The following is a 12,388-nucleotide window of genomic DNA, read 5'->3' on the forward strand; positions in this document are numbered from 1 at the left end:
TGACTGGCAAATAGGAAACGGCTCCCCGACGGGGAGCCGCCCCCCTTTCCTTCGTCGTGGTGCCGGCCGATTCCTCCTCCCGCTCAGGCCCTCCCCTTCGGCTCAGGAGGCAGCAGGGCGGGTGGCGATGCTCACCAGCCTGCCGGGGACGATAACCACGCGGGACACCTCGCGACCGTTCAGGAACTGCCGCACCCGGGGAGCGGCCAGGGCCTGCGCTTCCAGTTCCTCCGGCGCGGCGTCGGCACGGGCCTGAAAGCGATGACGGACGCGCCCGTCCACCTGCACCACCACCGTCACCTCTTCCACCGCCACCAGGGCGGGATCGTACCGGGGCCAGGGCTGCCGGTGGACGCTACCTTCTCCGCCCAGGTGATGCCACATCTCTTCCGTCAGGAAGGGGGCGAAGGGTGCCAGCAGGCGCACCAGGGCGTGCAGGGCTTCCGCCACCACGTGGCGGTCGCCTCCGGTACGGTCCTCGCCCGCGTACGCGTAGAGGCCGTTGACCATCTCCATGAGGGCGGCCAGGGCAGTGTTGAGCATGTAGCGGTCGCGTACGTCCTCGGTGACCTTCTTGATGGTGCGATGCACCAGCCGTCTCACTTCCAGGGCGGCCACGCCGCCGGCATCGGGCCGGGCCGCTCCATCTCCGGCGTTGGGCCGCTCACCGGCGGCATCGGCGTCCCCCGTGCCCCCTGCCGGCGGCAGCGCCGGGTCGCGCCCCCCGGGCAGCGCCTGCTCCGGGCCGGGCAGGCCGGACACCTGGCGGAAGAGACCGGGACGAACCTCGCCCAGGCGCCACACCCGCGTGAGGAAGCGGTAGGCTCCCTCCACGCCCCGGTCGGACCAGTCGATCTCCTTCTCGGGGGGCGCGGCGAAGAGCACGAACACCCGGGCGGTGTCGGCACCGTACTTCTCCACGATGGGCCCGGGCTCCACCACGTTGCCCCGCGACTTGGACATGGCTGATCCATCCTTGAGCACCATGCCCTGGGTGAGCAGGCGCCGGAAAGGCTCGGGTTCCGGTACCAGCCCGCCATCGTAGAGCGCCTTGGTCAAGAAGCGCGAGTACAGGAGATGGAGGACGGCGTGCTCTATGCCGCCCGTGTACTGGTCAACGGGCAGCCAGTAGAACGCCGCCTCCTTCTGGAATGGCCCGGCCGTGTAGCGGGGGGAGACATAGCGCATGTAGTACCAGGAGGAACACACGAAGGTGTCCATGGTATCGGTCTCCCGCCGGGCAGGACCGCCGCAGCTGGGACAGGTGGTTTCCACGAATTCCCGGGCGGCTGCCAGCGGCGACATGCCCCTGGGGGAGAAATCCACCATCTCGGGGAGCAGCACGGGCAGGTCCTGCTCGGGGACAGGCACGATGCCACACTCATCGCAGTAAACGACGGGGATGGGAGCACCCCAGTACCGCTGGCGGGAGACCAGCCAGTCTCGCAGGCGGTACTGTACCGCCGGCTGCGCCCACCCCTGCTCCTCGCCCCAGGCAGTGATGCGGGCCTTGCCCTCTTCGTGGGGGGTTCCATCGAAGGGACCGGAGTTCACCATCACCCCCGGCCCATCGTAGGCGCTGTCCATGGTGTCGCCGTCCAGGTTGCTCCCGGGGGGCTGGATCACCACGCGTACAGGTAGCCCGTGCTGCCGGGCAAACTCCAAGTCGCGCTGGTCGTGGGCGGGAACCCCCATCACCGCGCCGGTACCATACTCCATGAGCACGTAGTCAGCCACCCAGATGGGGATGGGCTCGCCGGTAGCGGGGTTGCGGCAGTACGAATCGAGGAAGATACCCTCCTTGGGACGGGCGGCCGCACCCTCCTCCTCTTCTCCCTGCCGCTGGCGGGCAGCGGCCCGCTCGACGAACTCCAGCACCCGGGCCTCCTGCGGCCTGCCCGCCGCCAGCCGCCTGACCAGAGGATGCTCCGGGGCCAGCACCATGAAGGTGGCACCGAAGAGGGTGTCCTGCCGGGTGGTGAAAACGGTGATGTCCTCGCCCAGCTCCTCGACCCGGAAGCGGATCTCGGCCCCCGCGGAACGCCCGATCCAGTTGGCCTGCATCACCTTCACCCGCTCGGGCCACCCGTCCAGCAGCTCCAGGTCGTCGAGCAGGCGGTCGGCGTAGGCGGTGATGCGGAAGAACCACTGCTCCAGCTCCTTCCTGACCACCGGAGTGCCACACCGCCAGCACCCGCCCTGCACCACCTGCTCGTTGGCCAGCACGGTGGCGCACTGCGGGCACCAGTTCACTGGGGCGCGAGCCCGGTAGGTGAGGCCGCGGTGGTGCAGGAACAGGAACATCCACTGCGTCCACCGGTAGTAATCGGGGTGGCAGGTGGATATCTCCCGCTCCCAGTCATACGAGTAACCCATGCGGCGGAACCAGTAACGCAGCTTATCGATGTTCCCCCATGTCCAGTCGGCCGGGTGCATGCCGCGCACGATGGCGGCATTCTCGGCAGGAAGGCCGAAGGCATCGTACCCCATGGGGTGGAGGACGTTGTACCCGTTCATGCGGTAGAAGCGGGCCAGCACGTCCCCGATGGTGTAGTTGCGCGAGTGACCCATGTGGAAGTCGCCCGAAGGGTACGGGAACATCTCCAGGCAGTAGTACTTGGGCCGCGAGGGATCCTGTTCCGTGCGGTAGAGGTCCCACTCCTGCCAGCGGTCCAACCAGTAAAGCTCGCGACGGTCCGGTTCGTAGTTCATGCTCAAGGGAACACCTCCCCGCTCGGGCGGCACCGGACACTGCCTGTACCTATGAAAAAGCCCCGTCCCTATGGGGACGGGAGCATTCCCGCGGTACCACCCCGCTTGATAAAGCAACAAAACCTGATGGTGGAGCCGATGGGAGTCGAACCCACGACCTCATGAATGCCATTCATGCGCTCTCCCAGCTGAGCTACGGCCCCACGCTTTATCCGCTCGCCGCTGTAACGGGCTTCGTCCCGGCTGCAGCTACCGGAACACTCTTTCGCTGCATCGACTCCGGGGCGAGTTTGGCGCGCTGCGCGACCGGTTTGCACCACCCACCGGCTCTCTGGACGGGCAGCGGCAGCCTACTGCTCCCCATCACCGCCGTTTATCCTTTGCAGTTCACAGCCTATTATATGAGCGGAGCCGGCGGACGTCAAGGCAAATGGCCGGTGCGCGCCGCTTCCTCCAGCACCTTCTCGAAGCGGGCCAGGGCCTCGTTGCGACCCGCCACCACCAGGACGTCCCCTTCGTTCACCACCTCGTCGGCCAGGGGCAGGTAGGTGGCTTCCTGGCCCTTCTTGATCATGAGCACGTTGACCCCGTAGCGGGCCCGCAGGTTCAGCTGCCGCAGCGTCCTGCCCGCCATCTCTTTGCCCGCGGTAAGCTCCACCAGGCTGAACTCGGGCGAAACCTCCAGGTGATCCACCACCCTGAAGGCGGTGAGGTTGCGGGCTACCCTGATCCCCATATCCCGCTCGGGGAATACCACCCGGTCGGCCCCCAGCTTGCGCAGCACCTTGCCGTGAATGTCCGAGGCGGCCTTGGCGATGACGTACCTGGTGCCCAACTCCTTGAGGAGGATGGTGGTGAGCAGGCTGGCCTGCAGGTTGCCCATGGCCACCACCACGGCGTCATACTCCCAGACCGCCAGGGCCCGCAGGGCCTCCTCGTCGGTCACGTCGGCCCGCACCGCCCGCGAGCAGCACTGGCTGATGGCGGCCACCTTTCCCTCATCGTTGTCCACGCCCAGGACGAAGTGCCCCTGTTCAAACAGGGCCTTGGCCACCGCAGTCCCGAAGCGTCCCAACCCCAGCACGGCGAATTCTCTCATCTGTCCATCCCTGCCCGCTCCCCGCCCCCGGTTGTCTCTCGCCCGGCGGGCAGGATTTCCGCCCGCCCCCGGTCTTGCTTCCGCCCGGCTAATTCCATGGCGCCCACCCGGCAGATATTCAACCGACGGCCACCTTTTCCTCCAGGAAGTGCAGGGGCGCCGGGGGCCGGCCGCGTTTGGCCAGGGCTATGGCCAGGGTGAGAGGCCCCACCCGCCCCGCGAACATGGTGAACACGATGAGCAGGCGGCCGGCCGGAGAAAGGCCCGGGGTCACACCCGCGGACAGTCCCACCGTACCGAAGGCGGAGGTGGTCTCAAAGAGCAGGGGGAGGTATTCGCCCCCTTCGGTGAGGCTGAGGGCCATGCTCACCCCCATCACCAGAGTGAGGGAGATGAAGGTGATGGCCAGGGCCCTCTGCACCACCTCCCCCGGCAGCCTGCGCTCGTGCACCGTTATCTCCGGATATCCCCGCACGGTGGCCCACACCGCCAGCACCTGGGAGGCGAACGTGGTGGTCTTGATACCCCCGCCCGTTCCTCCCGGCGAAGCCCCGACGAACATGAGAACGATGGTGAGGACCAGCGTGGCAACCCGCAATCCTCCCACCGGTACCACGCTGAATCCGGCCGTGCGCGGGGTGACGGACTGAAACAGGGCAGCCAGCAGTTTCCCCTTGAGGGAAAGGGGGCCCAATGTGAGGGGGTTGCTCCACTCCACCAGCAGGATAAACAACATCGCGAACGCAATCAGCAGGCCGGTGACCCTGAGCACGAGGTAGGTGTGGAGGGAGGGCCGCCACTGCCCGCGCCGGAAGCTCCACATCTCCGCCAGGACAACGAATCCCAGGCCGCCCAGGACGATCAGGCCCGCCACCACCAGCACCACGCCGGCATCTTCCACGAAGGGCTGCAGGCTCACAGAGAAGAGGTCGAACCCGGCGTTGTTGAAGGCAGAAACGCTGTGGAAGGCGGCCAGGGCCAGGGCGCGGGGGGCGGGATACCGGCCCACCCACTGCAGGAAAAGAAGGAGCATGCCCAGTCCCTCGCACATGGCGGTCGCCAGCAGCACCAGCCGGACCAGGCGGACGATGCCGGCCAGGGTGAGTTGCCCCAGGGCCTCCTGCACCACCAGCCTCTCCCGCAGCGTGATGCGCTTGCCGATGAGAAGGGCGAAGAAGGTCGACATGGTCATTATGCCCAGACCACCCACCTGGATGAGCAGGGCGATCACCAGGTGGCCCAACCAGGACCAGTGGGTGGCGGTGTCCACCACCACCAGCCCCGTCACGCAGGTGGCGGAAGTGGCGGTGAAAAGGGCGGTGAGGACGTCCGTACGCCGCCCCGGCGCGGTGGCGGCCGGGATGAGCAGGAGAATGGTGCCCAGCGCGATCACGGCGGCGAAGCCCAGCACCAGAACCCGGGCCGGACTATCCTGGATCACCCGCAAAGGGCGCACCACTATTCCCCGCTCTCTACCGCCAGGACGGGGCTGCCAGCCGCGTACACCACAGGGGCGTCACCCCACAGTCTTTCCAGGGCATAGAACTTGCGCTCTTCCTCGCAGAACAGGTGCACCACCACGTCCCCGTAATCAAGCAGCACCCACCGGCCCCGATCGTAACCTTCCCGGTGAAGCAGCCGGACCCCACGGCGGGCGGCCTCATCCTCCACCTGGTCGGACATGGCCCGTACCTGGATGGGGGTGCGGCCGCTGGCCAGCACGAAGTAGTCGGTCAACGTGGTGAGGTCCCGCATCTCCATGACCATGACGTCCCTGGCCTTCCTGCCCTCGGCGGCCCGGGCCGCCAGCATGGCGAGTTCCAGAGCTTCCAACTCAGGGCTCACTCCCCCGTACAACCACATCGGCCCCCAGGATTACGGTCAAGCGCGCGGGCCCATGGCCGTCGGCGTGGTTGGGAGCCTTCTCCACAGCAGGACGGCTCACCATACCGGAAAGAGCCGCCGCCACCGCGCCGGCCTCCTGTTCGCCGGCCTCGCCCACCCGGATCACCGTCCGGGGATACTCGCGGTCGGCGTTTCCCACGTGCACCACCGAGAACCCCTGCTTGCGCAGGACCTCGGCGGCCAGGGCGGCCAGGCCCGGCCTCCCCGTACCATTCAGCACCTCAATGGGGACGGCCTGCTCGACGCCATACAGTACCTGCCCGATGGTGCGCGCCAGCCCTTCCCGGTCCAGGACCCAGTAGCTCAATCCCCCGATGTCCCGGGGCGCTCCGGGAGCGGTTCCCACCCGCATCCTGTCAGTGGACAGGGACAGTCCCAGGCGCGCCAGGGCCAGAACCTTGCGCGCCGGCACGTTGGTATCCACACAGGCCAGGGCGTCATCGACCAGAAAGGGCAAGCGGGCCAGAGTCACCACCGAGAGGGCCTTGTGGAGGGCCGCCATCACAAAGGCCTGCTGCACCCTGATGCGATCGATGTCCCCGTCCGGATACTGCCGGAAGCGCAGGAGCTCGACGGCTGCCTTTCCGTCCAGCACCTGCCGGCCGCCTTTCAGATGGATATAGAGGTTCTGGTAGGGGTCCTCGTAGTCCATGTTCCGGGGCACGTCGAACTCCACCCCACCCAGCAGATCCACCAGGCGGGCAACGCCGTCGAAGCTCGTACGCACGTAGTAGTGGACCGGCACCCCGGTAAGCTCCTCCACCGCGCGTATGGCCAGCCCGGGGCCCCCGTAAGCATGGGCGGCATTGAGCTTGTCGTATCCCTCTCTGCCCGGAATCTGCACGCGGGAATCCCGGGGCAGGGAGAGGACACCCGCCTCCTGGCGCCCCAGGTCAAAGCTCACCAGCATTATGGTATCGGCACGGCCGTGGGAGTGCCGCCAGTCGGTGATGGGCCTGCCGCTCGCATCCAGCTGGGAATCCAGGCCCAGCACCAGCACGTTGACGCGGGAGCCCGGCTCCACCAGAGGCGGTTCTACTTCGTTCCCCCCCGCTCCCAGCCCCCGTTGCAGGCCTGTCCAGGTGACATAAGCCAGCCACCCCGCCCAGCCCGCCAGCAAGAGGCCCACGGCAAGCAGCACCCACAACCACGGACGCCGACGGGCTCTATTGCTCCTCCTGCCCAGTCTCGTTTCCGCCGGCCTGGCATCGATCATAATGGCACCGGGCATCCTGAGCCCCGCCTTCCCAGGGACGCCACCGACCCTCCTTCACCAGTCTTGATAGCAGGGAATTGCGACCCTCCAGCGTGCTGGGGTGGGCGGGCAGGCCTTCCCGGAACAGGTAGGTGAGGGTCTTCTCCATTGTCCACAGCGCCGCCAGCTCCGGGTCCCTGGCCGCCATTTCCCGTACCTGCTCCACCCCAGGGAAATGCCGGTTTGGCTCAATGAAATCGGCCAGGTAGAGGAGAAGCGAAAGGGGGCGCATTCCCGCCCCGCCCACCGTGTGCCGCGCCACGGCATCCAGGATTTCCGGGTCCTCGACCCCCAGCTCCAGCCGCGCCAGTTCCGCCCCCACCGGCCCGTGCAGGAGCTCAGGCGCCTCCCGCTCCACCGTGTCAACGAGTATACCAAAACGCCCGGCCAGGGACAACAGCTCTACCGCGGGCAGATCACGGGCGATGTCGTGCACCAGCCCCGCGACCCAGGCCTTGGCCGGATCCACCCCCAGCCGGGGAGCCAGCGCCCGGCTGACCCGGGCGGTTCCCAGGCTGTGCGCCCATCTGGAGGCGGGAAGGCGTCTCGCCATGACCTCCTCCAGCTGCTCCGTTCCCCCTTCCCCCCTCCTCCTGACGCACGGGCGCCGGTTCAGGTTCCTTCCCGCAAAACGAAGCCTCTCTTGGGGCCTGGCAAGAGAGGCATTCGCTTTGCGGGATGAACCGGGTCTAGTACTTGTTCTGCCGCGGCCTGGCCTCGTTGACCACGATCTCCCGGCCACCAAACATGGCGCCGTTCATGGCCTGCACGGCCTTCTCCACGTCTTCCTCGTCCACCTCTACGAACCCGAAACCACGGGAACGTCCGGTCTCACGATCCGTAATGATGCGGCAACCGCGGACTTCCACGTACGCCGAGAACGCGCGGGCGAGTTCATCCTCCGTGGTGCCCCACGGCAGATTTCCCACGTACAGGGTCTTAGGCATCCTCTTCACCTGCCTTTCCTGACAAGATGGGCCCGTCTATGTGAACCATGCCCCAACCAGCCGCCGCCCGGCGCTCTCGGGGCCTGCGGTACAACCCGTGCTTCTGGATGTATTCTTCCACAGCGCGCGGGACCAGGTACCTGATGGACCTCCCCTGGGTGACCTGCCGGCGCAGGTCGCTGGAGGATATGGCCAGAGCGGGCACCCCGAGGGGAACGATGCGGCAGAAGAGCTCCTCCCCCACCATGTCGGCCAGCCTGCTCAAGCCCGCCAGGTCGTAGCCCGGCCTGGTGGCGGCCACCACCCTGCACATGGACAGCAGCCGGTGGCAGTTCCGCCAGGAGCAGATCTCCAGCACGGCGTCGGCACCGGTTATGAAGTACAGGTTGCTGTCCGGGTACCGCTCCCCGAAAAGGGCCACCGTGTCCACGCTGTAGGAAGGCCCGGGCTGGTCGATCTCGACCCGGTCCACGCAGAAATCGGGGTTGGAGACGGTAGCGAGCACGGTCATCATGTACCGGTGTTCCGCCTCGGTGATGGGCTGCCCTTCCTTGTGGGGAGGCCGGCCCGCCGGGACGAAGATAACCTTACGCAAATGAAAAGCCTGGCGAGCTGTCTCCGCAGTCACCAGGTGCCCCAGGTGGATGGGGTCGAACGTCCCACCCATGATACCGATATTATCCGTAACGGGTTCACTCACTCGATCGACCTACCGGAACCGTATTCTAACCGGCATTATATCACGGCTGCCCGGCCCCGGCAAGACGCCTTGCCAGCTCGGCGATCATCTCCGGGATTCCCTCCCCGGTCAGGGCCGAGACCCCGTATACCGGCCCTCCCTCACCCAGACGCTCCCCCAGTTCCCGCAGCCGTTCCCGGGCCCCGGGCAGATCCACCTTGTTGGCCACCAGCACCTGCGGGCGCCGCACCAGGTCGGGGTGATACTGCTCCAGCTCCCGATTGATGGTGGTGAAATCCCGGTACAGATCCCGCTCCGGGGGAGCCCCCAGGTCCAGCACGTGCACCAGCACCCGGGTGCGCTCGATGTGGCGCAGGAACCGGTGTCCCAGGCCCTTTCCCGCATGAGCTCCCTCGATCAATCCGGGGATGTCGGCCAGCACGAAGCTGCCGCCGCCCGGGGCTGCCACCACCCCCAGGCACGGCTCCAGGGTGGTGAAGGGGTAATCGGCTACCCGGGGCCGGGCAGCCGAAACCCGCGCCAGGATGCTGGACTTGCCCGCGTTGGGCATGCCCACCAGACCCGCGTCGGCCAGCAGCTTCAACTCCAGCCGCAACCAGCGCGACGCCCCGGGTTGGCCCGGGTCCGCCCGGCGCGGAGCCCGGTTGCGGGGCGAGGCGAAGCGCGCGTTACCCCACCCCCCCCGGCCGCCCCGGGCCACGACCAGCATCTGCCCTGCCTCCGCCAGGTCGCCCAGCACCTCTCCGGTGGTGTCGTCGCGGACCACGGTGCCCACGGGTACCGGGATGGTGATGCCTTCGCCATCGGCTCCCGTGCGGTTGCCGCCCGATCCGTGCCGGCCCCGTCCGGCCCGGAAGTGCCGGCGGTAGTGAAAGTCCAGCAAAGTGGAAAGCCCCGGGTCGGCAGTCAGGCGCACATCACCACCGCGCCCGCCATCACCGCCCGCGGGGCCCCCCCTGGGCACATACTTCTCGCGCCGGAAGGCAACGCACCCGTTGCCCCCGGCCCCACCTTCCACATAGATGCGCGCTTCGTCTACGAAGACCCCGTCCGGCACGGGAATCAGGCCTGGAGGGTGGCCTCGGGCCCGAACACCCCCACCACCTTGCGATCACCGCGGGACTGGAACCGGACCACCCCGTCCGCCAGCGCGAACAGGGTGTCGTCGCGACCGACGCCCACGTTCACCCCCGGCACCACCCGGGTACCCCGCTGGCGTACGATGATGCTCCCCGCGGTAACCCGCTGGCCGTCGGAAGCCTTGACCCCCAGCCTCTTGGAGCGGGAATCCCGACCGTTGCGCGAGCTGCCCATGCCCTTCTTGTGGGCGAACAGCTGGATATCGAAGACACGCATGGTGTTCACCTCCTGTCATTCCCTTTCGTCCACATACGAGACCCGGACCCGTCCGGGGTGGCGCTGCGCCACCCCCTGCAACCCCAGCACCATGGTGGCCAGGATGGCCTGCCCGCGCGGGTCATTCTCGTCGCCCGGCGCCAGCTGGCATTCCAGCCAGCCCCTTTCCATGTGGACCCGCGGATGCAGGCCCAGATGGTCTTCCAGACCGGCCACGGCTGCCTGGGTGAGGGCGGAGACAGCAGCACACACGATGTCTTTTCCCCGCGGCGCCAGCCCGGCGTGCCCCCGTACGCCGAATCCCGTCACCCTGTCTGCCCGGCGCCGCACCTCCACCTCGATCACGGCCTGCCCACCGGCACTGTCGCCGATACCCCGCGCAAAACTGCGGCCGGCGCCTTCGCCCGGATTCCCCGCTGCGATCCCAACCTCACGATGCGGGCTGGATGCTTTCTACCTGCAACCGGGTGTGCTGCTGCCGGTGGCCGGTCTTGCGGCGGTAATTGACCTTGGCGCGGTACTTGAACACAACGATCTTGCGGCCCTTGAAGTGATCCAGCACGCGGGCGACCACTCGCGCCGCCGGGCCGGTGACCACCCTGCCGTCATCGACCAGCGCCACCACGGGCAGCTCGACCTGCTCACCCGGTTCAGCAGCCAGCTTTTCCACCACCAGTACCTGACCCTCTTCGGCCCGGTACTGCTTTCCCCCCGTCTGCACTATGGCGTACACTGGCATAACCCCCGGCTGGCTATTGTAGCATGCTCCCACCGACCTGTCAAAAAAAGCGCCCTCAGGACCATCAGGAGCGGCGCCGGCTGAGTTCGCCGCAGACCTCGACCGGGTCGATGCCGGCATCGATCAGGAGCACGAGCAGGTGGAAGACCAGGTCGGCGGCCTCCGCCACCACTTGTCCGCGGGCGCCCCGAGCCGCCGCCACCACCACCTCCACCGCTTCCTCTCCCACCTTCTGGGCAATGCGCTCGCTGCCCGCCGAAAACAGGGCAGCGGTATACGATCCGGCCGGACGCTCGCGGTAGCGCCGGTACAGGAGTTCAGTCAGCTCAGTCAGGATTTCCGGGCCCGCCCGGCCGGCGGTCCCTCCGGCCGCCTCCGGTGGGGGTTCGCCCATGGCGCAGTCAGGCCGCTCATGGTCTGCTCGCCCGCCGCGACCGGCAGGGAAGAGGGAGCGGTGAAAGCAGGAGCGCCGGCCCGTATGACAGGCGGGCCCGCGGGGCCGCACCCGGTAGAGGACGGCATCACCGTCGCAGTCGCAACGGACCTCCACCACCTGCTGGGTGTTCCCCGAGGTCTCCCCCTTGCACCACAGCTTCCCCCGTGAACGGCTGAAGTACCAGGCCCTCCCCTCCGACAACGTACGGGCGAGGGCCTCCCGGTTTGCGGAGGCGAGCATGAGTACTTCACCGGTAGACGCATCCTGGGCTATCACCGGTACCAGCCCGTCGGTACCGAACTGCAACCCGGACATTGCAACGGGCTCCAGGGTATCCATGCCATCCCTCCGTTGACAATGAGTTTACATCGGCGGTGGCAGCCGCAGGCCGTCGTGAGCGACTCCCTCCTTTGTCATGCCGCACCCGCCGGCCGCACGGGGACGCCGCGACGAGCCAGGTATTCCTTCACGGCGGGCACGGTGAGGACACGGTAGTGGAACAGAGAAGCGGCCAGGGCTGCGGAGGCGCGGCCCCCGGTGAGCGCCTGCCGGAAGTGCTCGGCGCTGCCCGCTCCCCCCGAGGCGATGACCGGCACGGGGACCGCCTCCGCCACCGCCCGGGTCAGCTCCAGGTCGAACCCGGAGCAGGTGCCGTCCCGGTCCATGCTGGTGAGGAGGATCTCTCCCGCCCCCAGCTCCACCCCTCGACGCGCCCACGCCACCGCGTCCAGCCCGGTGGGCCGGCGTCCGCCGTGGGTGAACACCTCCCATCTCCCCGGCCCGGTGCGGCGGGCGTCGACGGCCAGCACTATGCACTGGCTGCCCAGGTGATCGGCAGCCCGGGCCAGCAGGCTCGGATCTCGCACGGCAGCACTGTTCACCGCCACCCGGTCCGCGCCGCGGCAGAGCGCAGCCCGCATGTCCTCCAGGGTGCGGATGCCGCCACCCACGGTGAGGGGGATGAACACCCGGCTGGCCGTGTTCTCCACCACATCGAGCACGGTGCGCCGGCCCTCAAAGGATGCCGAGATGTCCAGGAACACCAGCTCGTCCGCGCCCTCCCCGGCATACCTCTCCGCCAGCCGCACGGGGTCTCCGGCATCGCGCAGGTCTCCGAACCGGATTCCCTTGACTACTCGTCCCCCGTCCACGTCCAGGCAGGGGATTATCCGCCGCGCCAGCACTGTCCCACTCTCCCCCTCAGCCGAACGCCGTGGCAGCACGCTCCCCCTCAGCCGA

13 protein-coding genes, 1 tRNA gene and 1 pseudogene are annotated in these 12,388 nt (G+C 67.9%); all 15 read right to left on the bottom strand.

Annotated elements, in window-relative coordinates:
- Nucleotides 1-102 precede the first annotated feature (102 nt).
- The 15 genes and pseudogenes from leuS to hisF all read right to left on the bottom strand — a co-directional run bounded on the left by leuS (nucleotide 103) and on the right by hisF (nucleotide 12,333).
- The gene (leuS, locus tag QME70_05850; GenBank protein MDI6894116.1) at nucleotides 103-2,712 is read right to left on the bottom strand and encodes a leucine--tRNA ligase; all 2,610 of its coding nucleotides are present in this window, start codon (nucleotides 2,710-2,712) and stop codon (nucleotides 103-105) included.
- A gap of 127 nt (nucleotides 2,713-2,839) precedes the next feature.
- Nucleotides 2,840-2,915: transfer RNA gene (locus tag QME70_05855), tRNA-Ala, on the bottom strand.
- 218 nt (nucleotides 2,916-3,133) lie between these two features.
- Entirely contained in the window at nucleotides 3,134-3,811 is a 678-nt protein-coding gene (locus QME70_05860) for a TrkA family potassium uptake protein (protein MDI6894117.1), read from the bottom strand.
- A 118-nt stretch (nucleotides 3,812-3,929) separates the two neighbouring features.
- Nucleotides 3,930-5,258 (bottom strand): TrkH family potassium uptake protein, encoded by a 1,329-nt coding sequence (locus tag QME70_05865; GenBank protein ID MDI6894118.1) that lies wholly within the window; start codon nucleotides 5,256-5,258, stop codon nucleotides 3,930-3,932.
- Nucleotides 5,259-5,269: 11 nt separating this feature from the next.
- Nucleotides 5,270-5,656, bottom strand: a complete 387-nt coding sequence (gene rsfS, locus QME70_05870; GenBank protein ID MDI6894119.1) for a ribosome silencing factor — start codon at nucleotides 5,654-5,656, stop codon at nucleotides 5,270-5,272.
- Entirely contained in the window at nucleotides 5,646-6,947 is a 1,302-nt protein-coding gene (locus tag QME70_05875) for an LCP family protein (GenBank protein ID MDI6894120.1), read from the bottom strand. Before QME70_05875 ends, rsfS begins: the two co-directional genes overlap by 11 nt.
- Nucleotides 6,883-7,524, bottom strand: a complete 642-nt coding sequence (yqeK, locus tag QME70_05880) for a bis(5'-nucleosyl)-tetraphosphatase (symmetrical) YqeK (protein ID MDI6894121.1) — start codon at nucleotides 7,522-7,524, stop codon at nucleotides 6,883-6,885. Before yqeK ends, QME70_05875 begins: the two co-directional genes overlap by 65 nt.
- Before the next feature lie 136 nt (nucleotides 7,525-7,660).
- Nucleotides 7,661-7,918, bottom strand: a complete 258-nt coding sequence (locus QME70_05885) for an RNA-binding protein (GenBank protein MDI6894122.1) — start codon at nucleotides 7,916-7,918, stop codon at nucleotides 7,661-7,663.
- The gene (nadD, locus tag QME70_05890) at nucleotides 7,911-8,618 is read right to left on the bottom strand and encodes a nicotinate-nucleotide adenylyltransferase (protein MDI6894123.1); all 708 of its coding nucleotides are present in this window, start codon (nucleotides 8,616-8,618) and stop codon (nucleotides 7,911-7,913) included. Before nadD ends, QME70_05885 begins: the two co-directional genes overlap by 8 nt.
- 70 nt (nucleotides 8,619-8,688) lie before the next feature.
- Nucleotides 8,689-9,684 (bottom strand): annotated as a pseudogene (obgE, locus tag QME70_05895) (GTPase ObgE).
- Nucleotides 9,681-9,974: a 50S ribosomal protein L27 gene (gene rpmA, locus QME70_05900; GenBank protein MDI6894124.1), complete on the bottom strand. Its 294-nt coding sequence runs from the start codon at nucleotides 9,972-9,974 to the stop codon at nucleotides 9,681-9,683. Before rpmA ends, obgE begins: the two are co-directional and overlap by 4 nt.
- 15 nt (nucleotides 9,975-9,989) lie before the next feature.
- The gene (locus tag QME70_05905) at nucleotides 9,990-10,319 is read right to left on the bottom strand and encodes a ribosomal-processing cysteine protease Prp (GenBank protein MDI6894125.1); all 330 of its coding nucleotides are present in this window, start codon (nucleotides 10,317-10,319) and stop codon (nucleotides 9,990-9,992) included.
- A gap of 85 nt (nucleotides 10,320-10,404) precedes the next feature.
- Nucleotides 10,405-10,707 carry a 50S ribosomal protein L21 gene (gene rplU, locus QME70_05910; protein MDI6894126.1) on the bottom strand — a complete coding sequence of 101 codons (303 nt, stop codon included), beginning with the start codon at nucleotides 10,705-10,707 and terminating at the stop codon, nucleotides 10,405-10,407.
- Between the two features lie 70 nt (nucleotides 10,708-10,777).
- A complete protein-coding gene (gene hisIE, locus QME70_05915; protein ID MDI6894127.1) occupies nucleotides 10,778-11,488 on the bottom strand; it encodes a bifunctional phosphoribosyl-AMP cyclohydrolase/phosphoribosyl-ATP diphosphatase HisIE in 711 nt (236 codons plus the stop codon).
- 74 nt (nucleotides 11,489-11,562) lie between these two features.
- Nucleotides 11,563-12,333 (bottom strand): imidazole glycerol phosphate synthase subunit HisF, encoded by a 771-nt coding sequence (hisF, locus tag QME70_05920; GenBank protein ID MDI6894128.1) that lies wholly within the window; start codon nucleotides 12,331-12,333, stop codon nucleotides 11,563-11,565.
- Nucleotides 12,334-12,388: the final 55 nt, after the last annotated feature.

The sequence above is a fragment of the Bacillota bacterium genome, assembly GCA_030019365.1.
Lineage (GTDB): Bacteria > Bacillota > Sulfobacillia > JACIYH01 > JACIYH01 > JACIYH01.

Bases quoted from the DNA above. Each gene is read 5' to 3' on its own strand.
- QME70_05875 (MDI6894120.1), bottom strand. From the start codon at position 6,947: ATGCCCGGTGCCATTATGATCGATGCCAGGCCGGCGGAAACGAGACTG.
- leuS (MDI6894116.1), bottom strand. From the start codon at position 2,712: ATGAACTACGAACCGGACCGTCGCGAGCTTTACTGGTTGGACCGCTGG.
- yqeK (MDI6894121.1), bottom strand. From the start codon at position 7,524: ATGGCGAGACGCCTTCCCGCCTCCAGATGGGCGCACAGCCTGGGAACC.
- hisIE (MDI6894127.1), bottom strand. From the start codon at position 11,488: ATGGATACCCTGGAGCCCGTTGCAATGTCCGGGTTGCAGTTCGGTACC.
- QME70_05885 (MDI6894122.1), bottom strand. From the start codon at position 7,918: ATGCCTAAGACCCTGTACGTGGGAAATCTGCCGTGGGGCACCACGGAG.
- rpmA (MDI6894124.1), bottom strand. From the start codon at position 9,974: ATGCGTGTCTTCGATATCCAGCTGTTCGCCCACAAGAAGGGCATGGGC.
- QME70_05860 (MDI6894117.1), bottom strand. From the start codon at position 3,811: ATGAGAGAATTCGCCGTGCTGGGGTTGGGACGCTTCGGGACTGCGGTG.